The sequence below is a fragment of the Streptomyces speibonae genome, assembly GCF_984686075.1.
In genome coordinates this window covers 6819731-6845369 of sequence record NZ_OZ480260.1, presented here as the reverse complement: position 1 = coordinate 6845369, position 25639 = coordinate 6819731, and the positions used below count along the sequence as shown (strand labels likewise).

At 71.5% G+C, this 25639-nt stretch carries 25 protein-coding genes and 1 pseudogene; 5 read left to right on the top strand and 21 right to left on the bottom strand.

Annotated elements, in window-relative coordinates; all coding sequences use genetic code 11:
• Positions 1-46 precede the first annotated feature (46 nt).
• The 4 genes from AC5L3C_RS30825 (at position 47) to AC5L3C_RS30810 (ending at position 3980) form a co-directional block, all read left to right on the top strand.
• Entirely contained in the window at positions 47-976 is a 930-nt protein-coding gene (locus AC5L3C_RS30825; RefSeq protein ID WP_493654094.1) for a 5'-3' exonuclease, read from the top strand.
• 59 nt (positions 977-1035) lie between these two features.
• Positions 1036-1881 carry a siderophore-interacting protein gene (locus AC5L3C_RS30820; protein ID WP_493652282.1) on the top strand — a complete coding sequence of 282 codons (846 nt, stop codon included), beginning with the start codon at positions 1036-1038 and terminating at the stop codon, positions 1879-1881.
• 858 nt (positions 1882-2739) lie between these two features.
• Positions 2740-3006: a hypothetical protein gene (locus tag AC5L3C_RS30815; protein ID WP_125510462.1), complete on the top strand. Its 267-nt coding sequence runs from the start codon at positions 2740-2742 to the stop codon at positions 3004-3006.
• A 23-nt stretch (positions 3007-3029) separates the two neighbouring features.
• Positions 3030-3980: an RluA family pseudouridine synthase gene (locus AC5L3C_RS30810; protein ID WP_493652280.1), complete on the top strand. Its 951-nt coding sequence runs from the start codon at positions 3030-3032 to the stop codon at positions 3978-3980.
• On the opposite strand, the gene AC5L3C_RS30805 is transcribed toward AC5L3C_RS30810, so the two are convergent.
• From AC5L3C_RS30805 to AC5L3C_RS30725, 17 genes are all read right to left on the bottom strand, one after another.
• On the bottom strand, positions 3974-5485 hold the full coding sequence (locus tag AC5L3C_RS30805) for a cytochrome P450 (protein ID WP_493652278.1): 1512 nt from the start codon (positions 5483-5485) through the stop codon (positions 3974-3976). The genes AC5L3C_RS30810 and AC5L3C_RS30805 overlap by 7 nt on opposite strands.
• Before the next feature lie 54 nt (positions 5486-5539).
• Positions 5540-6160: a GTP-binding protein gene (locus AC5L3C_RS30800; RefSeq protein WP_493652276.1), complete on the bottom strand. Its 621-nt coding sequence runs from the start codon at positions 6158-6160 to the stop codon at positions 5540-5542.
• The gene (locus AC5L3C_RS30795; RefSeq protein ID WP_125507961.1) at positions 6141-6551 is read right to left on the bottom strand and encodes a DUF742 domain-containing protein; all 411 of its coding nucleotides are present in this window, start codon (positions 6549-6551) and stop codon (positions 6141-6143) included. Before AC5L3C_RS30795 ends, AC5L3C_RS30800 begins: the two co-directional genes overlap by 20 nt.
• On the bottom strand, positions 6548-6955 hold the full coding sequence (locus tag AC5L3C_RS30790) for a roadblock/LC7 domain-containing protein (protein WP_125507959.1): 408 nt from the start codon (positions 6953-6955) through the stop codon (positions 6548-6550). The genes AC5L3C_RS30795 and AC5L3C_RS30790 overlap by 4 nt, the downstream gene beginning before the upstream one ends.
• Entirely contained in the window at positions 6952-8529 is a 1578-nt protein-coding gene (locus AC5L3C_RS30785) for an ATP-binding protein (protein ID WP_493652274.1), read from the bottom strand. Before AC5L3C_RS30785 ends, AC5L3C_RS30790 begins: the two co-directional genes overlap by 4 nt.
• Before the next feature lie 415 nt (positions 8530-8944).
• Positions 8945-11803: a DEAD/DEAH box helicase gene (locus tag AC5L3C_RS30780; protein ID WP_493652272.1), complete on the bottom strand. Its 2859-nt coding sequence runs from the start codon at positions 11801-11803 to the stop codon at positions 8945-8947.
• A gap of 40 nt (positions 11804-11843) precedes the next feature.
• Entirely contained in the window at positions 11844-12734 is an 891-nt protein-coding gene (locus tag AC5L3C_RS30775; protein ID WP_493652270.1) for a diacylglycerol kinase, read from the bottom strand.
• 30 nt (positions 12735-12764) lie between these two features.
• On the bottom strand, positions 12765-13634 hold the full coding sequence (gene tatC, locus AC5L3C_RS30770) for a twin-arginine translocase subunit TatC (protein WP_493652268.1): 870 nt from the start codon (positions 13632-13634) through the stop codon (positions 12765-12767).
• Between the two features lie 92 nt (positions 13635-13726).
• On the bottom strand, positions 13727-14008 hold the full coding sequence (gene tatA / locus AC5L3C_RS30765; RefSeq protein WP_073933654.1) for a Sec-independent protein translocase subunit TatA: 282 nt from the start codon (positions 14006-14008) through the stop codon (positions 13727-13729).
• 465 nt (positions 14009-14473) lie between these two features.
• On the bottom strand, positions 14474-14668 hold the full coding sequence (locus tag AC5L3C_RS30760; protein WP_493652266.1) for a hypothetical protein: 195 nt from the start codon (positions 14666-14668) through the stop codon (positions 14474-14476).
• 9 nt (positions 14669-14677) lie between these two features.
• The gene (locus AC5L3C_RS30755; RefSeq protein ID WP_125507949.1) at positions 14678-14971 is read right to left on the bottom strand and encodes a hypothetical protein; all 294 of its coding nucleotides are present in this window, start codon (positions 14969-14971) and stop codon (positions 14678-14680) included.
• Between the two features lie 136 nt (positions 14972-15107).
• Positions 15108-16103 carry a helix-turn-helix transcriptional regulator gene (locus AC5L3C_RS30750; RefSeq protein WP_125507947.1) on the bottom strand — a complete coding sequence of 332 codons (996 nt, stop codon included), beginning with the start codon at positions 16101-16103 and terminating at the stop codon, positions 15108-15110.
• A 17-nt stretch (positions 16104-16120) separates the two neighbouring features.
• Positions 16121-17074 carry a helix-turn-helix transcriptional regulator gene (locus AC5L3C_RS30745; protein ID WP_493652265.1) on the bottom strand — a complete coding sequence of 318 codons (954 nt, stop codon included), beginning with the start codon at positions 17072-17074 and terminating at the stop codon, positions 16121-16123.
• Positions 17075-17197: 123 nt separating this feature from the next.
• The gene (locus tag AC5L3C_RS30740; RefSeq protein ID WP_125507943.1) at positions 17198-17569 is read right to left on the bottom strand and encodes an FKBP-type peptidyl-prolyl cis-trans isomerase; all 372 of its coding nucleotides are present in this window, start codon (positions 17567-17569) and stop codon (positions 17198-17200) included.
• A gap of 61 nt (positions 17570-17630) precedes the next feature.
• Positions 17631-18632, bottom strand: a complete 1002-nt coding sequence (locus AC5L3C_RS30735) for an FKBP-type peptidyl-prolyl cis-trans isomerase (RefSeq protein ID WP_493652263.1) — start codon at positions 18630-18632, stop codon at positions 17631-17633.
• Positions 18633-18771: 139 nt separating this feature from the next.
• A complete protein-coding gene (gene pafA / locus AC5L3C_RS30730) occupies positions 18772-20133 on the bottom strand; it encodes a Pup--protein ligase (protein WP_125507939.1) in 1362 nt (453 codons plus the stop codon).
• Positions 20134-20142: 9 nt separating this feature from the next.
• Positions 20143-21402: an MFS transporter gene (locus AC5L3C_RS30725; RefSeq protein ID WP_493652261.1), complete on the bottom strand. Its 1260-nt coding sequence runs from the start codon at positions 21400-21402 to the stop codon at positions 20143-20145.
• Between the two features lie 94 nt (positions 21403-21496).
• Here AC5L3C_RS30725 and AC5L3C_RS30720 point away from each other — a divergent pair, with 94 nt between their 5' ends.
• Positions 21497-22504 (top strand): LacI family DNA-binding transcriptional regulator, encoded by a 1008-nt coding sequence (locus AC5L3C_RS30720; RefSeq protein ID WP_493652259.1) that lies wholly within the window; start codon positions 21497-21499, stop codon positions 22502-22504.
• A gap of 753 nt (positions 22505-23257) precedes the next feature.
• On the opposite strand, the gene prcA is transcribed toward AC5L3C_RS30720, so the two are convergent.
• From prcA to AC5L3C_RS30700, 4 genes and pseudogenes are all read right to left on the bottom strand, one after another.
• Positions 23258-24034, bottom strand: a complete 777-nt coding sequence (gene prcA, locus AC5L3C_RS30715; protein WP_493652257.1) for a proteasome subunit alpha — start codon at positions 24032-24034, stop codon at positions 23258-23260.
• Between the two features lie 70 nt (positions 24035-24104).
• The gene (gene prcB, locus AC5L3C_RS30710; protein ID WP_493652255.1) at positions 24105-24950 is read right to left on the bottom strand and encodes a proteasome subunit beta; all 846 of its coding nucleotides are present in this window, start codon (positions 24948-24950) and stop codon (positions 24105-24107) included.
• Positions 24902-25081: pseudogene (locus AC5L3C_RS30705) on the bottom strand (endonuclease domain-containing protein); the annotation flags it as partial. The pseudogene AC5L3C_RS30705 and the gene prcB, both read right to left, overlap by 49 nt.
• Positions 25082-25305: 224 nt before the next feature.
• Positions 25306-25524 carry a ubiquitin-like protein Pup gene (locus AC5L3C_RS30700; protein WP_493652253.1) on the bottom strand — a complete coding sequence of 73 codons (219 nt, stop codon included), beginning with the start codon at positions 25522-25524 and terminating at the stop codon, positions 25306-25308.
• Positions 25525-25639 lie beyond the last annotated feature (115 nt).

Sequence of the window (25639 nt, the reverse complement as noted above, 5' to 3'; positions counted from 1 at the left end):
GGTTTTGCACGAGGCAAACATCTTTTTCCGGCGGCATTGCGGCATGATGCGGGGCGTGACCGGACGACTGATGCTGCTCGATACCGCCTCCCTGTACTTCCGCGCCTACTTCGGAGTCCCGGACTCCGTCCGGGCCCCGGACGGCACCCCGGTGAACGCCGTGCGCGGGCTCCTGGACTTCATCGACCGCCTCGTGCAGGACCACCGGCCGGACCACCTGGTGGCCTGCATGGACGCCGACTGGCGCCCCCAGTGGCGGGTCGAGCTGATCCCCTCCTACAAGGCGCACCGGGTCGCCGAGGAGCGGACGGAGGGACCGGACGAGGAAGAGGTGCCCGACACGCTGTCGCCGCAGGTACCGGTCATCGAGACGGTCCTGGACGCGATCGGCATCGCGCGCGTGGGGGTCGCGGGGTACGAGGCGGACGACGTGATCGGCACGTTCACCGCGCGTGCCGCCGGGCCGGTGGACATCGTCACCGGTGACCGCGACCTCTACCAGCTGGTCGACGACGCGCGGGACGTGCGCGTGCTGTACCCGCTGAAGGGCGTCGGGACGCTGCAGGTCACCGACGAGGCCGTGCTGCGCGAGAAGTATGGCGTGGACGGCAAGGGGTACGCGGATCTGGCGCTGCTGCGCGGCGACCCGAGCGACGGGCTGCCGGGCGTGCCCGGTGTCGGGGAGAAGACGGCGGCCAAGCTGCTGGCCGAGTTCGGTGACCTGGCCGGGATCCTGGCGGCCGTGGACGACCGGCAGGCCAAGCTCACGCCGACGCAGCGCAAGCGTCTGGATCAGGCGCGCCCGTACCTCGCGGTCGCTCCCAAGGTCGTCCGGGTCGCGGACGACGTGCCGCTGCCGGACGTCGACACGGCGCTGCCGCGGGCGCCGCGCGACCCGGGTGAGGTCGAAACCCTGGCCGCCCGCTGGGGGCTGGGCGGCTCGCTGCGGCGTCTGCTCACGACGCTTTCGGCGTGATGCGCAGGATCGGGGTGCTAGCTTAGGTTTACCTAACTCATTCGGCTGGGAGGCACCTCATGGCAGAGCGACCGGCACGCGCAGCGCGTACGCCGCACACGGCCGTGGTCGTCCGCACCGAGCGGCTGACCCCGCACATGCAGCGGGTGGTGCTCGGGGGTGACGGCCTGGCCGGCCTCGCCGCGGACACCTGCACCGATCACTACGTCAAGCTGCTGTTCCCGGCCGCGGGGGTGACGTATCCGGAGCCCTTCGATCTCCAGCGCATCCGTGAGGAGTTCCCCCGCGAGCAGTGGCCGGTGACGCGTACGTACACCGTGCGCCAGTGGGATGCCGAGCACCGCGAGCTGACGCTGGACTTCGTGGTCCACGGGGACGAGGGGCTGGCCGGGCCCTGGGCGGCGAACGTCCGGCCCGGTGAGGTCGTCCGCTTCCTCGGCCCCGGCGGCGCGTACGCACCGGACCCGGGCGCGGACTGGCATCTGCTGGCCGGTGACGAGAGCGCGCTGCCCGCGATCGCGCGGTCGCTGGAGGCGCTGCCCGATGGTGCCCGCGCGTTCGCCTTCGTGGAGGTCTCCGGGCCGGAGGAGGAGCAGAAGATCGACTCCGACGTGGAGGTGCGCTGGCTGCACCGGGGCGGCCGGCGCGTGGGCGAGGCGCTGGTGGAGGCGGTACGGGGGCTCGACTTCCCCGAGGGCCGGGTGCACGCGTTCGTCCATGGCGAGGCCCACTTCGTGAAGGAACTGCGCCGGCTGCTGCGGGTGGAGCGTGGCATCCCGCGCGAGCACTTGTCGATCTCCGGTTACTGGCGCCTCGGCCACAACGAGGACGGCTGGCAGGCCTCGAAGCGGGAGTGGAACGCCCGCGTCGAGGAGGAGCAGGAAGCCGTGACGACGTCCGCGTAATCCACCCCGGCGGGGAGGGGGCGGGCCACGGGTCTTCGACCCCGGACCAGAGCGACCCCCAGCGCCCACAGCGAGGGCGTGGTGCGGGGGCGGACCGCAGGTCTCCGGCCCCGGACCAGAGCGACCCGCAGCGCCCACGGCGAGGGCGTGGTGCAGAGGCGGACCGCAGGTCTCCGGCCCCGGACCAGAACGACCCCCAGCGCCCACAGCGAGGGCGTGGTGCAGAGGCGGACCGCAGGTCTCCGGCCCCGGACCAGAACGACCCCCAGCGCCCACGGCGAGGGCGTGGTGCGGAGGCGGGCCGCGGGTGTCCGTCCTCGGACTGGCGCGATTGAGCTCGTCGGTGGGGCCGAACGGCGCGGACGTGCCAGCCACTGCGGGCGAACACCCCGTCCCACCCCCTCCCCGCCGTCGGCGAGTGCCGCGCTCGGCAACCTCCCGCCGCGATCCGCGCCGCCGCTGCCGCGATCCGCGGGCAGTCGTGCCTCCCCCAGTGCCTGAAGGGCCTGGGAGGTAACCCAGGGCGATGGGGGTACCTCCCGCTCATGGGGGTACCTCCCGCTCGAGCGGAGCCGAGAGTGGGGGAGGCACCCCGTAAGCGCCGGCCGCGCGAACACCTCCCGGCCCGCCGTGCGTGCCTCGCCGCGCTCCGCACCATCCGCGGGCAGTCGTGCCGCTGGGGCGGCACGGGTGGGCGCGACGGCGCCCCGTTGGCGCCGGGCTGCGCCCCCCGGCCGCAGAAGCGCCGGCTGTGCAACCCCACCCCCGGGCCGGTCGGGTGAACCCTCGCTCGGGTGCCACCAGGCACCGGCGTGGCGAGGCACCCCAGGGCGCTGGACTGGCCCAGGATCCGGCCGCGTGGCACACACCTTCGACGAGCTCGTGGCCAAGCAGCGCGCCGCTGACGAGGCCCACACCCGGGTCCGGCACCTCCGGGACACCTACGGCCCCACCCCCCGCTCCCAGTGGAGCGAACACCAGACCGTCACCTGGGAAACCGCCCAGCGCGCCTGGCACGACCTCGCCCGCGACGTCCGCGTCTCCGTCGCCGAGTACGCCCGCGCCGAGGGCAGACCGCGCCAGGAGATCGAGGCGGAGCTCAGACGGGCGGCAGGCCACGCCTGACCCGCCCCGTACGCTTGGGCCGTGTGAGACGCAGACGGCCGATCCCGCCCTCCCCCCTGCCGCAGCGCGACGGCGTCGACCCCGTGCGCGTGCGCCTGCCCGCGGGGGAGCAGTGGGCGACGGTGCGCGAGCACCTCGTACAGCGGCTGTCGGCCGCCGACGGCGTCGTGGACGGCATGTTCGCCGCGGGGCTGATCGTCGGGGCGGACGGCGAGCCCGTACCGGCGGACACCCCGTACGCACCCGGGATGTTCCTGTGGTTCCACCGCGAGCTGCCCGCCGAGGTGCCCGTACCGTTCCCGCTGGAGATCGTCCACCGGGACGAGCACATCGTCGTCGTCGACAAGCCCCACTTCCTGGCCACCACCCCGCGCGGCAGCCATGTCGCCCAGACCGCGCTCGCGCGGCTGCGCCGTGAGCTCGGCATCCCGCAGCTGGGCGCCGCGCACCGGCTCGACCGGCTCACCGCGGGCCTGGTGCTGTTCACCGTGCGGCCCGAGGAGCGCGGCGCGTACCAGACGCTGTTCCGCGACCGTCTGGTGCGCAAGGAGTACGAGGCTCTCGCTCCCCTCGACCCGGCACTGGAGCTGCCCCGGACGGTGCGCAGCCGGATCGTGAAGGAGCGCGGGTCGCTGACCGCCCGGGAGGTCGAGGGCGAGCCGAACGCCGTGACCCGGGTCGAGGTCGCCGAGAGCCGCCCGGACGGCCTGGGCCGGTACCGGCTGGTGCCGGCCACCGGGCAGACCCATCAGCTGCGGGTCCACATGAACGCCCTCGGTGTGCCGATCCTCGGCGATCCGCTGTATCCCGAGGTGACCGCCCCCGCCCCGGCCGGGGACTTCCGGCGTCCGCTGCAACTGCTGGCGCGGACTCTGGAGTTCACCGACCCGGTGACGGGAGTGGAGCACCGGTTCGACAGCGGCCGCAGGCTCGCCGCCTGGGCGTCGTACGAGGAGTGGGCGGCCGTTCAGTAGCCGCGCCACCAGCGCAGGAAGCGCTGCCAGGCGTTCCGTGGCGGGGCGGGTTCCGTCACCGCGGGGGGCGGCGGCACCGGCACGGGCGGTTCGACCGGCGCCGGGCGCGGCTCCGGTTCGGCGGCCGTCGCCGCGGGCCGCGGGGCCGCCTCGATGTGCCAGTCCCGCTGCTGCACGGGCGCGTCGTTCTCGTGGGTCGGCCGCTTCCGCACGTCCTGCTGCGGGCGGGGCGTGAAGTGGACGGGCAGCGAGACGAGATGCCGTGAGGCGATGGACTCGGTGAAGGCCAGTTCCTCCTCGTCGACGCTGAGTTCCACGTCGGGCAGCCGCATCAGCAGGGCGTCCACACCGACTTCGGCGATGGTACGGCCGATGTCCTGGCCCGGGCACTCGTGCGGGCCGCCGCCGAAGGCGAGGTGGGAGCGGTTGCCCTGCATGTCGGCGGTCGGGTCGGGGCGTACCCGGGGGTCGACGTTGGCCGGGGCCGGCGCGAACAGCAGCGCGTCGCCCTTGCGGATGCGACGGCCGCCCAGCTCCGTGTCCTGCTTGGCGTAGTAGGCGAAGATGGTGCTGAACGGCGGTTCGTCCCAGAGCAGCTGCTCCACCGCCTGGGGCACGGTCATCTGGCCGCCGTTGAGCTGCGAGCGGAAGCGCGGGTCGATCAGCACCTGGCGCAGCACGTTGGCCAGGAGGTTGGCGGTGGCCTCGTAGGCGGCGATCAGCACCACCCGGAGGTGCTGGCTGACCTCCTCGTCGGTCAGCCCGGCCGGGTGGGTGATGAGATGGCCCGCGAAGTCGTCCATCGGCTCGACCCGGCGGCGTGCGGTGAGGCGTTGCAGGGCGTCCATGATGTACGCGTTGCTGGCGATGGCGGTCCCGGTGCCGCGGAGCATGTCGCGGGCGGCCTGCACGATGCGGTCGTTGTACTCGTCGGGCATGCCGAGCACCTGGCACATCACGGCCATCGGCAGATGCTCGGCGTACTGGCCGACCAGGTCGGCCTCGCCCTCCTCGCAGAACCGGTTGACGACCCGCTGGACACTGCGGTTGACGTGCCGGCGCAGGCCGCGGAAGTCGGTGGCCGCCACGGCGGCGTCGATGGCGCCGCGCAGCCGCAGGTGTTCGTCGCCCTCGGCGTGCGCGCACATCGGCTGCCAGGCGATGTGCGGCATCAGCGGGTGGTCGGGCTTGACCAGGCCCTCGGCGAGCACGGACCAGATGCGGCTGTCCTTGCAGAAGAGCGCGGGGGTGCGTACCAGCTGCTGGCTCTCGGCGTGGCCGAGGACCACCCACATCGGCACGTCGTCATGGATCAGCACGGGTGCCACCGGCCCGTGTTCGGCCCGCAGTTCCTCGTACAGCTTGCGCAGGTCCGGCGACTCGTGCAGCCGGGCACGCCCGCCGGGGCCCAGGCCGTGCGCGGGGCAGCCGGGGGGCGGCCCGGGCCGGGGGACGTCCGTGCCGGTCGGGAAGTCTCCGGTCAGGGAGTGGGATTCAGGCGTCACAGTGGTGCTCCGGAAGGAGAAGCGGGGGTCGGGGAAGGGGACGGTCCGCGGGGATCAGGTGAGCGAGCCCGTCATGGCGAGGGAGTGCAGGAAGCGCATCAGGGTCATCAGGACGTCGCGGCTGGAGGCACGGCGCCGCACGTCGCACTCCATGATCGGGATCTGCTCGGACAGATCGAGGGCCGACCGCAGGTCGGCGATGGGGTAACACGGGGCGTCGGGGAAGGAGTTGACGGCGACGACGAACGGAACTCCGCGTTCCTCCAGCCGTCCCATGACGTCGAAGCTGACTTCGAGGCGCCGTGTGTCGACGAGTACGACCGCGCCGAGCGCTCCCTCGAACAGCCCGTTCCACAGGAACCAGAAGCGCTCCTGGCCGGGTGTGCCGAAGAGGTACAGCACCAGCTGGTCGGTGATCTTGATGCGGCCGAAGTCCATGGCGACGGTGGTGGCCGTCTTGGACGGCGAGCCGAAGTTGTCGTCGACCCCGATGCCGGCCTGGGTCATGGTCTCCTCGGTGGTCAGCGGTTTGATCTCGCTGACCGAGCCGACCATGGTCGTCTTGCCGACACCGAATCCGCCGACGACGACGATCTTCACCGCGGCCTGTGCCGTGTGGGGCAGCTGATCCTCGGCCCGGGGGCCCGGGATGGTCTCAGAGCCTTTGAAGTCCATGCATCACCGCTTCGAGAAGGGAACGGTCCGGGAGCGCCTTGCGGACGATGGGCGAGCGCGCCTGGACCAGTTCCGCCGCCAGCATCTCGGTGAGCAGCACGGTCACCACGCTGAACGGCAGGCTGAGATAGGCCGAGAGTTCGGCCACGGACAGGGGGGCGACGCAGAGCCGGAGCAGCGCCGCCTGCTCGGGGGTGGCGGAGGGCGGGGGGTCCGGGGAGCGGGCCACGATCAGCGTCACGAGGTCGATGTCCGCCCGTTCCCCGTCCGGGCCGGCGACGACGTAGAGCCGCTCGGGGTTGCCGCCCTCGCCCTGTTTCCTGGCGGGTGCGGCCGGCTGCGGAGGGGGTCCGCTTCGGGGGGTGCGCCTCTGGCGTTGCGGAGGAGTCATACGGTCTGCCCGTTCCGTCGCGGCGGACTGGTCAGATGGGCGCCGATGCGCACGACGAGGTCGCGCATCATGCCGCCCATGCGGCCGGGTTCGCAGGTCATGTCGGAGAGCACCGCGAGATAGGCGTTGGCTCCGGCGGCCATCAGATAGAAGTAGCCCTCGTTGATCTCGATGAGCACCATCTTCATCTCGCCGTCGCCGTGCGGAAGTTCCTGGGCGACGGCCCCGGCGAGGCTCTGTACGCCGGCGCAGGCGGCGGCAACCCGGTCGGCGGCGTCCGGCTCGCCGCCGTAGCGGGCGATGCGCAGACCGTCGGCGGAGAGCACCACGATCATCTCGACGCCGGGTACGCCGTCGGCGAGCTCCTTGAGCATCCAGTCGAAGTTGGCTCGTTGCTGGATCACTTGAGGTCCCCCTCGTCCTCGGCCTCGGTGCGGGCCGGTTCGTTGATGAGATGCAGGTAGGCGGTCGGATTCCGGGTGAAGTCGGTGGGGTGGACGCCGGGGTCGAGGTCCTTCTTCAGGCCCTCCCAGAAGGCGTCGACCCACAGGCCGGGTTCGCGGTCGTTCTGCTTCTTCTCGGGCTCGGGCGTGGCCCAGACGTCGTGGTACTCCTCGCCCCGTTCCCTGGCCTCCCGCTCGGCCCGTTCGGCGGCCGCCTGCTCGGCGTACCGCTGGGACAGCGGGGTCTTCACCCGGCTGCGGCGCTGCGGCAGGCCGCCCGCGGTCCACTCGGTGACCTCTGGGACGTCGTCCTCCATGGAGACGGTGTCGGGAATGCGGGGGCTGGTGGGGCGGCGCTTCTTGGGTGCGCGCTCCGGACCGGGGAGGGCGTCGACCGGGCGGGGCACGGCGGTCGCACCGATGCCGTGGGCGAGGCCCACGCCGGGCTGGTCGGTGATCATCTCGCTCGGTACGACGAGGACGGCGCGGACGCCGCCGTAGGCGGAGGCGCGCAGCGAGACCTTCATGTCGAACGCGGTGCACAGCCGGCCGACGACGGCAAGGCCGAGGCGCGGGTTGGCCCCGATCTCCTGGAGGTCGACGCCCCGCTGCGCCTGTTCGAGGATGCCCTCGATCCGGGCCCTGGCCTGTTCGTCGAGGCTGACTCCGGCGTCCTCGATCTCGATGGCGACGCCGGTCTGCACCTCGGTGGCGGTGACGCTCACCTTGGAGGTGGGCGGGGAGTAGCGGGTGGCGTTGTCGAGGAGTTCGGCGGCGGCGTGGATGACCGGCTCGACGTAGATGCCCTTGATGTTGATCTTGGCGATCGACTTCAGGTCGATGCGGCGGTACTCGAGGATGCGCGACATGGCGCCGCGCAGCACGCTGTACAGCGCGACGGGCTTGGGCCACTGGCGTCCGGGCCGGCCGCCGCCGAGGACGGAGATGGAGTCGGCGAGGCGGCCGATCAGCGCGGTGCCGTGGTCGATGCGCAGCAGGTCGTCGAAGACCTCGGGGTTGCGGCCGTGGTCCTCCTCCATCTCGCGGAGTTCCTTGGCCTGCTGGTGGACGATGGCCTGGACCCGGCGGGCGATGCTGACGAAGGAGCGCTGGGCGGAGTCGCGCAGGTTCTCCTCGTCGTCGATGATCTTCAGCGTGGTCCTGAGCAGGTCGATCTGGTACTTCGGCAGGTCGCGCCAGGCCGGGTCGAGTGCGGGCAGGGCGCGGATCACCTCGTCGGGGTCGTGGCCGCTGTGCAGGTGGTCGAGGGCCGCGGGCATGACCTGCCGGCTGAAGTACTGCGTCTCCGTGTCGTGGGAGGCGATCCTGGCCTCCAGATACGCACGGTGACGCTCGTACGCGGCTCGGGCCTCCCTCAGCATGCGGCCGCGGCGCACCGCCTCGGCAGCGGCGGCGGTCACCAGCAGGGTCGCGACGGCGCCGCACACGCCGACGGCGGTCCGGGCGGGCTCCGTCACCAGGGCGACGGCGGCTCCGGTCGCCGCGGCCATCACTATGGCCGGCAACAACAGCACGCGTGCATAAGGAAGTTGGACACTCGCCATGTGAGCCCTCTGTAGCGAATCGACTGATGGTCGGGGAATGTGCACATAGGGGAACAAGCGCACGAATTCAGCTCAACCCGGTGCGCTGCGGGCGAGCTTAGTCCGACGGGATCATCGCCTCGTCATATTCAGCAAGTGCCGGAAACGGCCCCTGGGACCGGAGTACGCTCGGGCTCATTTGCACCGTGCGCCGCTGGTCGAACACAGCGCGTCACGGGGTACGGGTGTGCGAACATCACTCACCGTCATGGGTGAGGCAGGGCCCTGCGGCACCCCGATCCTGCCCACCGGGACGGCCGGTGATGCGGCCTCGAGGGCGCATGAGATGCAAAACCCGGCGCGCGGGGAGCGCACCGGGCGTTCGCGTGGTGTCGGGGGCGTGCGGTCAGCCCACGGACGAGTAGGCGACCACGCCGCGCAGCAGTCCGTCGACCGCCTTGCGGGCGTTCCTGGCGACCGTCGAGCCCTCCACGGCGGGCGCCGCGGCCGAGATCTGCCCGAGCACGTCGATGACCTGCTTGCACCAGCGCACGAAGTCGCCGGCCGGCATCTCCGCCTCGCGCAGCACCGCGTCCAGGCCCTTGCCCGAGGCCCACATGTAGGCGGCCCAGGCGAAGCCGAGGTCGGGCTCGCGCTGCCCCACACCCTCCGTCTGACTGATCCTGAAGTCCTCCTCCAGGGCGTCCAGCCGGCCCCAGATGCGGACCATCTCGCCCAGCGCCGCCTTGGCCTTGCCGGACGGCAGCTTGGGCGCCAGCGCGTCGTCGGAGACCCGGGCCTCGTACACCAGCGCCGAGGCGCACGCCGCGAGTTCGGCGGGGGCGAGCCCCTCCCAGACGCCCTCGCGCAGGCATTCGCTGGCCAGCAGGTCGAGTTCGCCGTACAGCCGGGCCAGCCGCTTGCCGTTCTGGGTGACCTCGTCGCCGCGCAGGTAGTCCATCTCGGTCAGCAGCGCGACGATCCGGTCGAAGGTGCGGGCGATGGTGTTCGTCCGGCCCTCGATGCGGCGCTCCAGCTGCGTGGTGTCGCGCATCAGCCGGTGGTAGCGCTCGGCCCAGCGCGCGTGGTCCTCGCGGTCCTGGCAGCCGTGACAGGGGTGCGCCCGCAGCGCCTTGCGCAGCCGCGCGATCTCACGGTCGTCGACCGCCTCGGAGCGCTTCTTGCGCTGCCGGTCCACCGTGATGTGCCCGGCCTTGGTGCGCAGCGCGGAGGCGAGGTCCCGGCGGGACTGCGGGGACCGGTGGTTGAAGGACTTGGGGATGCGCATCCGCTCCAGCGGCTCGACCGGCACCGGGAAGTCGATCGACGACAGTCGCTTGACCTGCCGCTCCGCGGTCAGCACCAGCGGGCGCGGGCCGTCGTGGTACTCCACGCCGCGGTGCCCGTTGGACCGGCCCGCGGGCAGCCCCGGGTCGAGGACCAGCGCGAGCCCCGCGTTCCTGCCCGTGGGTACGTGGATGACGTCACCGGGACGGAGCTTCTCCAGCGCGACGGCGGCCTCGGCGCGCCGCTGCGCCGTGCCCTGCCGGGCCAGCTCCTTCTCCCGGTCCTTCAGCTCGCGGCGCAGCCGCGCGTACTCCTCGAAGTCACCGAGGTGGCAGGTCATGGAGGCCTTGTAGCCCTCGAGCCCCTCCTCGTTGCGCTGCACCTGCCGGGAGATGCCCACCACCGACTTGTCCGCCTGGAACTGCGCGAAGGACGTCTCCAGCAGCTCCCGCGAGCGGTGCCTGCCGAACTGCTCGACCAGGTTGACCGCCATGTTGTACGACGGCTTGAAGCTGGAGCGCAGCGGATACGTGCGCGTGCCGGCCAGCCCCGCCAGGTGCTCGGGATTCATGCCGCGCTGCCACAGCACGACCGCGTGGCCCTCCACGTCGATGCCGCGCCGGCCGGCCCGGCCGGTGAGCTGCGTGTACTCGCCGGGCGTGATGTCGGCGTGCTGCTCGCCGTTCCACTTGACGAGCTTCTCCAGCACCACCGAGCGGGCGGGCATGTTGATGCCGAGCGCCAGCGTCTCGGTCGCGAACACGGCCTTCACCAGACCGCGCACGAACAGTTCCTCCACGACCTCCTTGAAGGTCGGCAGCATGCCCGCGTGATGGGCCGCGATGCCGCGCTCCAGACCCTCCAGCCACTCGTAGTAGCCGAGGACATGGAGGTCCTCGGCCGGGATGGAGGAGGTGCGCTCCTCGACCAGGTCGCGGACCTGGGCCCGCGCCTCCTCGTCGTTGAGCCGCAGCCCCGCGTACAGGCACTGCTGGACGGCGGCCTCGCAGGCGGCGCGGCTGAAGATGAACGTGATGGCGGGCAGCAGACCCTCGGCGTCCAGCCGTTCGATGACCTCAGGCCGGCTCGGTGTCCACACCCGCGAGCGCTGTCTGCGCTCCCGCTCCCGGTCGGCCTCCCGCATGCTGCCCCGCCCGCGCCGGCGGTCGGACCAGGACGGGCGGCTGGCCTCCAGGCGGGCCATCCGCGTCAGATCCGGGTTGACGGCCCGCTTCCCGCCCTCGGCCTCCTCGAACAGGTCGTATATGCGGCGGCCGGCCAGCACGTGCTGGAACAGCGGCACGGGCCGGTGCTCGGAGACGATCACCTGGGTGTCGCCGCGCACGGTGTCCAGCCAGTCGCCGAACTCCTCGGCGTTCGACACCGTCGCCGACAGTGACACCAGGGTCACGGACTCGGGGAGGTGGATGATCACTTCCTCCCAGACGGCGCCGCGGAAGCGGTCGGAGAGGTAGTGCACCTCGTCCATCACCACATGGCCCAGGCCGAGCAGGGTCTGCGACCCGGCGTACAGCATGTTCCGCAGCACCTCGGTGGTCATCACGACCACCGGGGCGTCGGAGTTGACGCTGTTGTCGCCGGTGAGCAGGCCCACCTTCGCCGCGCCGTAGCGGCGGCACAGATCGGCGTACTTCTGGTTCGACAGCGCCTTGATGGGTGTCGTGTAGAAGCACTTCTTGCCCTGCTGGAGGGCGAGGTGGACGGCGAACTCGCCGACGATCGTCTTGCCGGAGCCGGTGGGCGCCGCGACCAGTACGCCCTTGCCCGCCTCGAGCGCCTGGCAGGCCTCGATCTGGAAGGGGTCGAGGCCGAAGTCGTACATCTCGCGGAAGGAGGCGAGCGCGGTGGCCTGCTCGGCAGCGCGCCTGCGTGCTGCCGCGTACCGCTCGGCCGGTGAGAGATCCTCTGTCATCGTGCTTTCGAGCGTACCGGGCCGCACCGACAACAGGACGATCATTAACGGGAACCGTCCCGCACAGCGGACGGAGCCGCCCCGCTCAGGGGCCCACCACCCGCAGTGCGCCCGGCACGCACCGCGCGGTGAGCGGCAGCGGTCCCACCGGCTCCCCGTCGGCGTACCCGGTGACCCGGTCGGCGGCCAGCTCCACGGTCGCCGCGCGCAGCACGGTGATCGCGGGATGGTCGATGTGCGTCCCGCGGTACACCCGCGGGAAGACCCGCAGCAGCGTGGCGCGGCTGCACTCCCCCACCACCGTGATGTCGAACAGCCCGTCGGTGAGGTCGGCGCCGGGGCATATCCGCATGCCGCCGCCGTACGACGGCCCGTTCCCGACCGCCACCAGCGTCGCCTCGACCTCGCGGACCTCGCCGCCGTCGAGGGTGATGCGGTACGGCAGGGGCCGGAAGGCGGCCAGCTCGGCGACCATCGCGAGGTCGTACTTGAAGCGCCCGAGGGGCATCCGCATGCGGTTGCCGCGGTCGTTGACCCGGGAGTCGAAGCCGGAGGCGAGTACGGCGCCGAACCAGCGGTCCCCGACGCGGCCGAGGTCGATGTCCCGGACGCGGCCGGACTTGAGGGCGTCGGCGATCATCCGCCCGGCGGCGGCAGGATCCCGCAGTGGCATGCCCAGCGCGCGGGCGAAGTCGTTGCCGGTGCCGGCTGCGACGAGTCCGAAGGGGGTGCCGGTGCCGACGACGGCCTGGAGGGCGAGGTGCGCCATGCCGTCGCCGCCGACGGCGATCAGGGCGCCGGTGCCTTCCTCGAGGGCGGCGCGCGCCCGGGCCAGGGCGTCCGCGGGGTCGTCGCCGAGGACGGTCCGTACCGAGAAGCCGGCGTCGCGCAGCGCGGCCGCGGCCGGGCGTGCCGCGCGGGCGCCCCGGCCGCGGCCCGCGGCGGGATTGACGAAGAGGGTGATCTCGCTGGTCACGGGGTGACCCTATGAGCTGGATGGCGGTCCTCAGGTCACGTCGTCATAACCGTTGACCCGGTCCTTCGTGGCCTGCTCGGGCAGGGCGGCCACGGGCTCCGCCGGTTCGACGGTCTCGGGTGTGAGATCCAGCTCGGAGGCCTCGTCGTCGGCCGGGCCGGTGGCCTCCTGGCGGGCGCGCCGTCTGTCGTTGAGGAGCGAGAACGCCACGGCGACGAAGTAGAGGACGACGATGGGCCCGGAGAGGGCGATCATGCCCACCGGGTCGGTGGTGGGCGTGGCGACCGCGCCGAAGACGAAGACGCCCATGACGACACCGCGCCACCAGCCGGCCATGCGGCGGCCGGAGACGATGCCGACCATGTTCAGCATGATGAGCAGCAGCGGGAGCTCGAAGGCCAGACCGAAGATCAGCACCATTCTGATCGTGAAGTCGAGGACCTCGTCGAGCGAGAGGATGTTCGCCGATCCCGCCGGTGTGAGGCTGATCAGCACCCGGACGCTGACCGGGAGGATGACGTAGGCGAGGTAGGCGCCGCCGATGAACAGCGGGACGGCGGCCGAGACGAAGACGTAGGTGTACTTCTTCTCGTGCTTGTGCAGCCCGGGGGCGACGAAGGCCCAGAGCTGGTAGAGCCACACCGGGCTGGAGATGATCAGGCCGGCCATGAGGCTCACCTTGATCGTCGTGGTGAACGGCGACGTCAGGGTGTTGAAGGAGACGATGGCGCAGTTGCCGCCGTCGCTGTTCGACAGGTCGTCGCACACCGGCACCGGTTCGGCGAGGAACTGCATGAGCTGCTCGCTGTAGAAGGCGGCCGCGATCGACACGACGACGACCGCGAGGACGGCCTTGGCGAGCCGGTTGCGCAGTTCACGCAAGTGCTCCACAAGGGGCATCCGCCCCTCGGGGTCCCTCTCCTGATTGCGGGCAGACTTGAGCAACCCACGTTCCCATCTCGTGCGGCGGGCCGGTGGTCACCGGCCCTGCGTCAGCGCTTGGTCGTGTCCGTCGGCTCCGTGACCGGGCGGGAGCTGGTCACGTCGCCGGGGGCCGCCTGGATGGTGCGCTGCGCCGGGGGCTGCTCGCCGGTGGCCGGCGGGTCGGCGGGGGCGGCGGACTTGTTGTCGTCCTTCATCGCCTTCGCCTCACTCTTGAGGATGCGCGCGGACTTGCCGAGCGAACGCGCCATGTCCGGCAGCTTCTTGGCACCGAACAGCAGGATGATGACGACGAGGATCAGAATGATCTCGGTAGGTCCGAGCCGTCCCATAAGTCTTTACCTTCTCACCGAGGCGGGTGGGTGGGTGGCTGTCCGACCGGTCGGACAAGAGTCCGAACGACGGTGCTGACAGCGATCGTAACCCTCAGGGGTAAACGTCGGGCAATCCCCGCGCGTACTCCTGTCCCACGGCCCGTGCCTCGTCTCCGGACCGCGACCAGCAGCGTACCCGCCCCGCCCCACCCCACGACAGCCCGTGCCCGGCCGCCACGATCCGCGGGCAGTCGTGCCGCAGGGGCGATGGGGGTCCCCCCGCTCACGGGGGTAGCTCCCGCTCATGGGGGTACCTCCCGCTCATGGGGGTACCCCCCGCTCGAGCGAAGCCGAGAGTGGGGGAGGAGCCGAGAGTGGGGGAGGCACCCCGCAAACGCCGGGCTGCGCGAACACCCCCCGGCCCACACCAGCACCGGCACCCCCAAGTAAAGAGGCACCCGGCACCGAAACCCGCGGATGCGACTACAGCGCTTCCGCGGACCGCGCCACCCCACCGGCCGCCCGTTCCAACTCCTCCGCCGCCACCCCGATCCGCCGAGCCGACTCCGTGACCTGCCGCCCGAGCCGCTCCGCCTCGACGAACACCCGAACGGCAAGCACCCCGAGCACCACAAGCCCCAGGAACCCCACAGCAATCGCGAACATCGGCCAGAACATGGGGCGAGCCTAGACCGTCGAGTGCAGCCGCAGCGTCCGGACCCCGCCGCCGGTCAGCAGCTCCACGATCCGCTCCCCCGCCGGCTTGCGGACGGCGACCCCGCACCGGGGGCAGGTGAAGGAGTAGAACGTGGTCCGGCTGCTGGCCCCGATGGCCAGCCGCAACGCGCTCGCGGCGAGCTCGAAGCGCTCCCGGCAGTCCGGGCAGCCCGCCCGGAACATCACCGGGGCGACGCTTCTCATCCCGGCGAACGCGGCCGCCGCCGTCATGCCCCGCGCTCCAGGGTTCGCCGACTCACTCAAAGCACTCGCTCCTGCCTGTCGTCCGTCCCTGCCGCCCGCCCGGCAGCACGAGCCCCTCGCCCCGGCACGAGCCCCCCTCCCGGCACGGGCGACTCGCCCGGCGACGGCCACTCGTCCCGCACCGGCCGCTCGCCCTTCATCCGCCCGCCTCGACCCCGTCGTACGCCGCCAGGGCCTCACGGGCCGCCTGGCGGGCGCTCTCGGCCAGCTCGGGCGGCTCGACGATGCGGCCGTCGCGGCCGAGCCGCAGCGCCAGCCGCCTGAGCGAGGCGGGATCGGGCGTGCGCAGAGTGATACGCAGCCCGCCGTCGGGAAGCTCATCCGCGCTGTCGTGCGGGTAGTACTCGGCGACCCAGCGTCCGCCCGGCGCGACCTCGATCACCACCTCCGGGTCCTCGGCCGCGGGCTGCACCAGCCCTTCCGACAGGTCCCGCAGCTCGACCTCGGGCGGCGCGGACGGCTCGTCCAGGATCCTGATCTCGGCGACCCGGTCGAGCCGGAAGGTGCGGCGCGCCTCCGAGCGGCGGCACCATGCCTCGACATAGGTGTGACCGACGCTGACCAGGCGGATCGGGTCGATCTCCCGCTCGGTGACCTCGTCGCGCGCGGGTGAGTAGTAGCGGATCCACAGTCTGCGGCGCTCGGCGATGGCCCGGTCGACGTCCGCGAAGACGCCGCCCTCGGACTCGAAGGTCACCGAGAGCCGGGAGCTGGCGCCCGCCGCCTCACCGGCCGCGGTCTCCACCTTGGCGGTGGCGCGCAGCAGCGCCTGCCGGTCGCTCTCGCGCAGCCCGGGCAGGGTGGCCACGGCGCGGGCGGCGACGAGCAGGGCGGTGGCCTCGTCGGCGGCCAGCCGCAGCGGCTCGGCGGCCTCCGCGCCGAGGGCCGCCGGGTTGTGCCACCAGATGCGCTCGCCGTCGGTGTCGATGTCCAGCAGATCGCCGCCGCGGAAGCTCGTGCCGCACATCGGCAGCACATCGAGGTCGGAGACCAGCTCGTCCTCGCTGATGCCGAAGGCGCGCGCCACGTCCTCGACCCGGGCACCGGGACGCTCCCGCAGATAGGTCACCAACGAGAGCATCCGCCGGGTCTGGTCGATGGCGTTCACGGGCCTGACCGGTTTGCCTGCCACGTCTTGTCCGCTCCCCCTCAGCCCTTGGCCACGGCGCGCAGCCGGTCCACCACGTCGGCCCGCAGTTCGGCGGGCTCCAGCACCACCACGTCGGGCCCGAACTCCACCAGCCACGCGTCGAGGCCGTGTCCGTACGGAATGTCCAGCTCGTCCCAGCCGTCGCCGAGTTCCCGCACCGAGGTGGCCCTCGCCCGCAGGGGGTAACCGGCGTCCGAGCGCAGCCGGATGCGCGCCGAGCGGTCGGCGGTCTCCCCGGCCCAGCTCGCCACGGTCTCCCGCACGGTGACGACGTCGGGCACCGGGACGGTGAACCGGCCGCTGCGCGAGCGGACCTTGCCGGTGATGCGGGAGAGCCGGAACACCCGCTCGGCGCCCCGGTCGCGGTCCCAGCCGGCCAGGTACCAGTGGCCGCGCCAGCACTCCAGCGCCCACGGTTCGACATGGCGCTGCTCGGGCTGGGCGGCGTTGGCCTTGCGGTAGTCGAAGACGACCGCCCGGCGGTCGCGGCAGGCCAGCATCAGCGGCTCGAACGCGGCCTCGTGCACGGGGATGCGCGGCTCCAGGGCCCCGTGGGCGCCGTACGGGTCGACGTCCTCCGGGAGGCCCGCCGCGCGGAGTTTCTGCAGGGCGCCGCTGGCGGCTCCGGCGAGCCGGGCCTGCTGCCACACCTTGGCGGCGAGCCCCAGGGCGGCGGCCTCCTCGGCGTCGAGGGTGATGGGCGGCAGCCGGTTGCTGTCGCGGCGGGCGAGATAGCCGGTCTCGCCTTCGAGGTTCTCCACGGTCTCGATGACCAGTCCGAGTTCGCGCAGGTCGTCCTTGTCGCGCTCGAACATGCGGTTGAAGGAGTCGTCGGACCCGGCTTCCAGATAGGCCTCGATGGACTCCCGCAGCTCGCGCTTGCTGAGTGGCCGCCGGGTCCCGAGCAGACACAGCGCCAGGTTCATCAGCCGCTCGGCCTTGGCAATCGCCATCGACGCGCTTCGCCTCCCTATGGTGCTTACGACCGATGACCGTACCGCCCCGGGGTGGCGCGGTAAAAGCCGAGGGCCCATGCCCGGACAGGCATGGGCCCTGGACGATCGGCTCCGGTCGGATCAGACGCCGAGCAGGTCGACCACGAAGATCAGGGTCTCACCGGGCTTGATCGCCGGGGTCGGGCTCTGGTTGCCGTAGGCGAGGTGGGCGGGGATGGTCAGCTGGCGACGGCCGCCGACCTTCATGCCCTGCACGCCCTGGTCCCAGCCCGCGATGACCCGGCCGCCGCCCAGCGGGAAGCGGAAGGGGGCGCCGCGGTTCCAGCTGGCGTCGAACTCCTCGCCGGTGCTGAAGGCCACGCCGACGTAGTGCACGGTGACGGTCTGGCCCGCCTGCGCGACCGGGCCGTCGCCCTCCCAGATGTCCTTGATCTCGAGGTCCGCCGGGGGCTCGCCGCCCGGGAAGTCGATCTCGGGCTTGTCGATGCTCACGTCTAAAGCTCCTGCTTGTCTGCGGAAAGGCGAACACGCACAGTCTTACATCCGTACGGCGTCACAGCTTCGCGAGGATGTCGACGGAGAAGACCAGCGTGGAGTCCTTCTTGATGTCGCTGCCCTGGGGCGGGTTGTCGCCGTAGCCCAGCGCCGGGGGGATGACGATGAGGACCCGGCTGCCGACCTTCTTGCCGGTCAGCCCCTGGGCCCAGCCCTTGACGACCTGCTGGAGCGAGAACGACGTCAGCTGGCCCCGGGCGTAGGTGGAGTCGAACTCCTTGCCGCCGTCCCACAGCACGCCCTTGTACTGGACGAGGACGCTGTTGTCGGCGCCCACTTCCTCGCCGTCACCCTCCAGGATGTAGCTCGCCACGAGCTCCTTGGGCGGGTCGGTGTCGGGCACCTCGATGGAGGGCGCCTTGCCGTCCGTGTTGGTGCCGACCTTGGGCAGGTCCTTGTCGTCCTGGGCGACCTCGCTGCCCTTGGCGGAGCTCTTGGCGTTGAAGGTGTCCTCCACGTCCACCACGAACACCAGGGTGTCGGTGCCCTTGATGCCCGCCTGCTCGTTGCCCTGCTCGCCGTAGCCCCAGGTGGGCGGGACGGCCATCTGGACGCGGCTGCCGGTCTTCTTGCCGGTGAGCGCGTACCGCCAGCCGTCGATGATGGTGCCCTGGGCGAGCTGGATGGCCAGCGGGGTCTTGCGGTCGTAGGAGTTGTCGAACACTTTGGCGGTGCTCCACACCTGGCCCAGGTAGTTGGCGACGATGAAGTCGTTCTCGGCGATCGTCCTGCCACCGCCCGCGATGACCGTCTTGACCGCGAGATCCTTGGACGGCTCGCCGCTTCCCTTGGCGACGGTCGGCTTCTCACCGAACTTCGTGCCGGCGGTGATGGCGGGCAGCGGGCCGTCCACGATCTTCGGCGACGGCGCGGCGGACGTCTCCGGCGCCGACGGCGACTCGCTGTCGCTGGCCTTGCCCGAGTCTGACCCGTCGTCGCCGCACGCGGCGAGAGTAGCGAGTCCAGCGGGAACGGCAATGAGAAGTGAGCGTCGGCGCACGGTGGGGGCCTCGTAATCATCGATCTTGTGGGGTGGCGTCCGCGCAACTCTACGGCGTGAGAAGGGCGCCGCACTGTGTAACGTGCGGCGCCCGTGTGACGTTCCGGGATTTTCACCGATCCCCGGCGTCACGCATGTCTCACATTCCGGCGATCAGTTTCTCCACCCGCTCGTCCACCGAACGGAACGGGTCCTTGCACAACACGGTGCGCTGGGCCTGGTCGTTGAGCTTGAGGTGCACCCAGTCGACGGTGAAGTCGCGGCGCTGCTCCTGGGCGCGCCGGATGAAGTCGCCCCGCAGCCGGGCGCGAGTGGTCTGCGGCGGTACGGACTTGCCCTCGAAGATCTTCAAATCGTTGCAGATCCGGGCGGCTTGTCCCTTCTTCTCCAGCAGGTAGTACAGCCCCCGCCGGCGGTGGATGTCGTGGTAGGCGAGGTCTATCTGAGCGACCCGGGGGTGCGACATGGTCATGTTGTGCTTGGCCCGGTACCGCTCGAGGAGCTTGTACTTCATGACCCAGTCGATCTCGGTGTCGATGCGGTCGAGGTCCTCGGACTCGATCGCATCCAGCGTACGGCCCCACAGCTCGAGCACCTGCTCGACGGTGCCGGTGCGGATGCCCCGGCGCTCGCAGAAGTCCAGCGCTTTCTCGTAGTACTCGCGCTGCACCTCCAGTGCGGACGCCTCCCGGCCGCTGGCCAGGCGCACCTTCCTGCGCCCGGTGATGTCGTGGCTGACCTCGCGGATCGCCCGGATGGGGTTCTCCAGGGTGAGGTCGCGCATCACGGTGCCCGCCTCGATCATGCGCAGCACCAGGTCGGTGGCGCCGACCTTGAGCAGCATGGTCGTCTCGGACATGTTCGAGTCGCCCACGATGACGTGCAGGCGGCGGTAGCGCTCGGCGTCCGCGTGCGGCTCGTCACGCGTGTTGATGATCGGCCGGGAGCGGGTCGTCGCCGAGGAGACGCCCTCCCAGATGTGCTCGGCGCGCTGGCTGACGCAGTACACGGCGCCGCGCGGCGTCTGCAGCACCTTGCCCGCTCCGCACAGCAGCTGCCGGGTCACCAGGAACGGGATGAGGATGTCCGCGAGCCGCGAGAACTCCCCGTGCCGGGCCACCAGATAATTCTCGTGGCAGCCGTAGGAGTTGCCGGCGGAGTCGGTGTTGTTCTTGAAGAGGTAGACGTCGCCCGCGATTCCCTCCTCGTGCAGGCGTCGCTCGGCGTCCACCAGGAGTCCTTCGAGAATGCGCTCGCCTGCCTTGTCGTGGGTGACCAGTTCGGTCACGTTGTCACATTCCGGTGTGGCGTATTCGGGATGTGACCCCACGTCGAGATAGAGGCGGGCGCCGTTCCGCAGAAAGACATTGCTGCTTCGGCCCCATGACACGACACGGCGGAAGAGGTACCGCGCCACCTCGTCAGGCGACAGGCGGCGCTGTCCCCTGAACGTGCACGTGACACCGTACTCGTTCTCCAGCCCGAAAATGCGGCGGTCCATGAGGGAACATTACGCCCGATCCCCCGAACTGAAACGAGGTTCGAGGGCACGGTTCGGATCATTTTCGCTACCAGCCGATACCACCGACCTCCCGGCGGGAGCTGCCAATACCCGACCCGTGGCGATCAAAACCACCAGCGACACGCCACCCGCGGCACCGGGCACGGCGAAACCCCACAGCGCCCCGCCCGCCTCGACCACCGGGCCGGTCAGTCCGGTGCCGAGCGAGGCGCCGACGGTGAAGGTCGTCACCAGCCAGGAGAAGGCCTCCGTGACGGTCCCGCGCGGCGCGTGCCGGTCGACGAGCACGAAGGCGCACGCGATCGCCGGGGCGAGGAAGAGCCCGGCGACGACGGTGAGCAGCGTCATGGCCACCGGGCCGGGCCGCAGCATCAGCGGCAGGTAGCACACCGCCAGGAGCGCCACGATGCCCGTCAGCCGCCGCGAGGGCTCGCCGGCCCACTGCCGCGCCCCGTAGGCCATACCGCCGATCAGGGCGCCCAGGCCGATGCCCGCCATCAGCCAGCCGTACACCTGGTCGCCGCCGTGCTCGTCGGCGTACGTCATGGCGGCGACGGTGATGGAGCCGAGCGCCATGCCCACCGTCAGGAAGGCGCCCAGCAGCGCGAGCAGCCCGGGCGAGCGCAGGGCGCCCAGCCAGTGGGCCTCGCGCGGCGCCGACCGCCAGGCGCGCGAAGGGGGCGAGAGGACGACGGAGAGGGCGCCGAGCACCCCGATGACGTTCAGCACCAGCAGCGCGGCCCGGGCGGACCACAGCGAGGCGCACAGCGTCACCAGCAGCGGCCCGACGGTGAACATCACCTCCTGGGCCACGGCGTCCATGGCGTACGCCCGGTGCACCTGATTCTCCTTGGGCAGCACGGAGGACCACAGCGCCCGCAGCCCGCCCTCCAGGGGCGGGGTGAACAGGCCGGCCGCGGCGACGGCGGCGTAGGCCACCGCGCGCGGCTCGGTTCCCACGGCGGCGAACAGGGCCATGGCCAGCGCGGAGAGCACGGCGGCGGGCAGCTGCACCCGCGGCTGCCCACGCAGGTCCACCAGCCGTCCCAGTACGGGCTGCCCGACGGCGTTGGCGACCCCGTACACCGCCGCCAGGGCGCCGGCGAGGCTGTACGTGCCGCCCTCCGCGCGCACGAACAGCACGATCGCGATGGCGGCGGTCGCGTTGGGCAGCCGCCCGACGAGCGTGCCCACGAGCAGCCGGGCGGCGTGCCGTGCCCGGAGAATCTCCAGGTATCCCGTGGCCATGCCGGCTCCTCCGCTGCAAGTTTTACGTATAACGACCGTGTTCATACGTACCATGGCCGCTGTTCACCAGTCCAGACGAAGGAGCGGCCCGACGATGCCCCGAGCCGGCACCCGCCCCACGAGCCGGGACGTCGCCCGGGCCGCCGGCGTCTCCCAGGCGGCGGTCTCCCTGGTCATGGGCGACAAGTGGCGCGGCCGGGTCTCGGAGGCCACGGCGGAGCGCGTCCGCGACGCCGCGCGCACCCTGGGCTACCGCCCCAACCTGGTCGCCCGCAACCTGCGCCTGGGCCGCACCCGTACGGTCCTCCTGGTCGTCCCCGCCCTCACCACGGAGTTCTTCGCGGGCGTCTACACCGGGGCCGCGCGGGTGGCCTCCCAGCACGGTTTCGGGGTGGTCCTCTACCCCTCCCCCGAGGGCATCGGCCCCGCCCGCGACCCCTTCGCGTCCGCCGAGGCGGCCCTGGACGGTGTGATCGCCTCCTCCATGGCGGCGGAGGCCCTCACCGCGATCCGCGGCGACCAGCTGCCGCTGGTGATGCTGGACAGCGACCCGGGGGCCAGCGTGGGGGCGGCGACGGTCAACCTCGACATCGCCGACGGGGTCCGGCAGGTCACGGACCATCTGCTCGGTCTGGGCCACCGCCGCTTCCTGCGCCTGGCGGCGGACGTGGCGTCCTGGACCTTCGAGGTGCGCGCGCGGGAGCTGGAGGAGCGGTTGCGGGCGGTGCCGGGCACGTCCTTGCGCACGGCGCGGGCGCCGATCTCCATCCGGGGCGCGGAAGCCGCCGCTCAGGCGGCGCTCTCGGTTTCACCGGACCGGGCGACGGCGGTGGTCTGCGACGACGACCAGCTCGCGGCGGGGGTGTACAAGGCGGCGCGGCGGCTGGGGCTGCGGGTGCCGGACGAACTGTCCGTCACCGGGATCGACGATCTGGCGCTGGCGACGGCGATCGATCCGGAGCTGACGACTGTGCGGCTGGACGCGGAGCTGTTCGGGGAGCGGGGGATGGGGGCGTTGCTGGCGGTGCTGGAGGGGCGGGACCCTTCGGCGGACGACATCCCGGTCGAACTGATCGTCCGCGGCTCCACGGGCCGCGCCTGAAGCCTCCGGCACCGGCAGAGTGGCCCGTGTCGCACAGGCGGCGCTTCAGCGGTGCCCTGTGCCGGTGCGAGCCGGGGGTGTCCGCACAGCCCGACGCCGGCGGCGTGCCGTCGCGCCCACCCTCCCCCATCGCCCCTGCGGCACGACTGCCCGCGGGAGCGGCGGCAGGCCGCAGTCGGCGGCAGGCAGGCCGCCCGCCTGAGGCGCGGATCGCAGGGATGGCCGACGGCAGGACGCGGATCGCGCGCATGCCGACAGCAGGGCGCGAATCGCGCGAGGCAGCGCGAGCGATGGCGGCAGGCAGGACGCCCCACCGCAGCGCGGGCAATAGCAGCAGGCCGCGGATCGCAGGGATGGCCGACGGCAGGACGCGGATCGCGCGCATGCCGACAGCAGGGCGCGAATCGCGCGAGGCAGCGCGAGCGATGGCGGCAGGCAGGACGCCCCACCGCAGCGCGGGCAATAGCAGCAGGCCGCGGATCGCGGGGACCGGCGGATCACGCAGACCGGGCTCACCGGGCGGACCGGGCGGGCGGAGCTCGCGGAGTGCGGCACTCGCCGACGGCGGGGAGGGGACGGGACGGGGGTGTGCGCCCGCAGTGGCTGGCGCGTCCGCACCGCCCACCCCCACCAGCAAGCCCAATCGCGCCAGTCCGAGGACGTACACCCCCGGCCCGGCCCCGCACCACCCACCCCCCCGTAGGCGCTACGCGCACCCCCACCGGAGGGACAGCGGCGCCGCAGGCATACGCGCTACTCGACGTCTCCGCCGGAATCCGCGCCACCCGACGCATCCGGTTCCGTCTCCGCCTCGGAGGCCGTCTCCGCTCCGCCCGACTCCAGCAGCCGCGCCAGCTGCCGCCCGCCGATCCGCCGGAACTTGCGCTTCTGCGGCCGCGTCCGGTCCAGCACCGCCACCTCCAGCCGCTCCGCGGGAATCTCCCGCTCACCGCCGTTGGTGTCCCGCGACAGCGACTGCACCGCCAGCTTCAGCGCCTCCGCCAGCGTCATCCCGTCCCGGTGCCGCTGATCGAGGTACCCGCTGATCTGCTCCGCGTTGCCGCCCACCGCCACCGAGCCGTGCTCGTCCACGATGGACCCGTCGTGCGGCAGCCGGTAGATCTGGTCCTGCTCCGGGGTCTCCCCGACCTCGGCGACGACCAGCTCCACCTCGTAGGGCTTCTCCCCCACGCTCGAGAAGATCGTCCCCAGTGTCTGCGCGTACACGTTCGCCAGGCCCCGGGCCGTCACATCGTCCCGGTCGTAGGTGTAACCCCGCAGGTCGGCGTAGCGCACGCCGCCGATCCGCAGGTTCTCGTACTCGTTGTACTTACCGGCCGCGGCGAACCCGATCCGGTCGTAGATCTCGCTGAACTTGTGCAGCGCACGGGACGGGTTCTCACCGACGAAGACGATCCCGTCGGCATACTGCAGCACCACAAGGCTGCGACCACGGGCGATGCCTTTCCGGGCGTACTCCGCCCGGTCCGCCATCGCCTGCTGGGGTGAGACATAGAACGGCGTCGACACCGGTTATCCGTCCCTTTCTGTCGAAGTCACTGGACCACCCTGAACAATCAAGACCGACCGCGCCGCCGCCCTACAGCAGCGAGGCCCGCGGACCGTCCGGCTGCTCCAGCCGCCGCTCCAGCACCGACCGGGCGATGTCGGACGCCTCCTCCTCGGTGAGCCGGCGGAAGCCGTCCTCGGTGATCACGGTGACGATCGGATAGATCCGGCGGGCGACATCGGGACCACCGGTCGCCGAGTCGTCATCTGCCGCGTCGTACAGCGCCTGTACCACCAGTGTGGTGGCCTCGGCCTCACTCAGGTCGTCCCGGAACAGCTTCTTCATCGCACCGCGCGCGAAGACCGACCCGGAACCGGTGGCGGCGAACCCCAGCTCCTCGGAACGCCCGCCCGTGACGTCGTAGGAGAAGATCCGCCCCTTGTCCCGGTCCACGTCGTACCCCGCGAACAGCGGCACCACGGCGAGCCCCTGCATGGCCATGCCGAGATTCGAGCGGATCATCGTCGAAAGCCGGTTCGCCTTGCCCTCCAGCGACAGCTGCGCGCCCTCGACCTTCTCGAAGTGCTCGAGCTCCAGCTGGAACAGCTTCACCATCTCCACGGCCAGCCCCGCCGTACCGGCGATACCCACCGCGGAGTACTCGTCGGCGGGGAACACCTTCTCGATGTCCCGCTGGGCGATGACGTTCCCCATCGTGGCCCGCCGGTCACCGGCGAGCACGACACCGCCCGGAAAGGTCGTGGCGACGATGGTCGTCCCGTGCGGCGCCTCGATCACTCCCTGCACGGGCGGCAACGTCCTCTTGCCCGGCAGCAGTTCCGGCTGGTGCTCGGAGAGGAAGTCCATGAACGAGGAAGACCCGGGCGTCAGGAAGGCAGCCGGCAGACGCCCGGTACTACGAGTGTTGGCTTCCACGAAGTTCCCTCCAAGTAGGCGGCAGCCCGACGAACAGCGTCGGGATCGTCTCCCAACTTGCCGATGGCCGAATTGCAGTTGAAGCACATTACGCCACGGACCCTACCCGTCCCACGGCAATGATCCACATAAATGATCCACGGATATGACGAAGCCCGACAGGCGCCTCAGCGGCCCTCTCCCGGCAGCGCCGGCCCTCCCCCGGCAGCGCGGACGCCGCCCGTGACCGGCTCACCCGGCCCACGGACAGCGCCCCGCGCCACCCTGCGTCCTCAGCCCGGCCTCAGCCGGAGCTCCCGCCCGGTAATCCCGCTCGAACAGCCACCACACCCTTCGTTCCGAAGGCTGTCGAAGGCTACTGTCCACCCTTTTGAACAAATGACCTCACGAAGTCCTCGGCGTTGGCCTCCAGGACATCGTCGATCTCGTCCAGGACATCGTCGACGTCCTCGCTCAGCTTTTCCTGACGCTCCTTGAGGTCCTCGGCAGCCTGCGTGTCCGCCGCCTGCTCCTCGACCTCCTCGCTGGACCGGGTGGCCTTCTGCTGTCCGCCGCCGGTGTCCTTGGTCGCCATCACCCTCACCCCGCTCGGTTCGCCCGACACACTTGCTCGGTCAAGATCAGACCCTACAAGCCGGGTCCGACAATGCCCCCGCAGTTGCTCCAACGTACGGGGACCACCTCGATGA

Bases quoted from the DNA above. Each gene is read 5' to 3' on its own strand.
- pafA (WP_125507939.1), bottom strand. From the start codon at position 20,133: ATGGACCGCCGCATTTTCGGGCTGGAGAACGAGTACGGTGTCACGTGC.
- AC5L3C_RS30780 (WP_493652272.1), bottom strand. From the start codon at position 11,803: ATGATCGTCCTGTTGTCGGTGCGGCCCGGTACGCTCGAAAGCACGATG.
- AC5L3C_RS30745 (WP_493652265.1), bottom strand. From the start codon at position 17,074: ATGGCGATTGCCAAGGCCGAGCGGCTGATGAACCTGGCGCTGTGTCTG.
- AC5L3C_RS30700 (WP_493652253.1), bottom strand. From the start codon at position 25,524: ATGGCGACCAAGGACACCGGCGGCGGACAGCAGAAGGCCACCCGGTCC.
- AC5L3C_RS30725 (WP_493652261.1), bottom strand. From the start codon at position 21,402: ATGGCCACGGGATACCTGGAGATTCTCCGGGCACGGCACGCCGCCCGG.
- AC5L3C_RS30820 (WP_493652282.1), top strand. From the start codon at position 1,036: ATGGCAGAGCGACCGGCACGCGCAGCGCGTACGCCGCACACGGCCGTG.
- AC5L3C_RS30825 (WP_493654094.1), top strand. From the start codon at position 47: ATGCGGGGCGTGACCGGACGACTGATGCTGCTCGATACCGCCTCCCTG.
- AC5L3C_RS30760 (WP_493652266.1), bottom strand. From the start codon at position 14,668: ATGTTCTGGCCGATGTTCGCGATTGCTGTGGGGTTCCTGGGGCTTGTG.
- AC5L3C_RS30795 (WP_125507961.1), bottom strand. From the start codon at position 6,551: ATGACTCCTCCGCAACGCCAGAGGCGCACCCCCCGAAGCGGACCCCCT.
- AC5L3C_RS30720 (WP_493652259.1), top strand. From the start codon at position 21,497: ATGCCCCGAGCCGGCACCCGCCCCACGAGCCGGGACGTCGCCCGGGCC.
- tatA (WP_073933654.1), bottom strand. From the start codon at position 14,008: ATGGGACGGCTCGGACCTACCGAGATCATTCTGATCCTCGTCGTCATC.
- tatC (WP_493652268.1), bottom strand. From the start codon at position 13,634: ATGCCCCTTGTGGAGCACTTGCGTGAACTGCGCAACCGGCTCGCCAAG.
- AC5L3C_RS30800 (WP_493652276.1), bottom strand. From the start codon at position 6,160: ATGGACTTCAAAGGCTCTGAGACCATCCCGGGCCCCCGGGCCGAGGAT.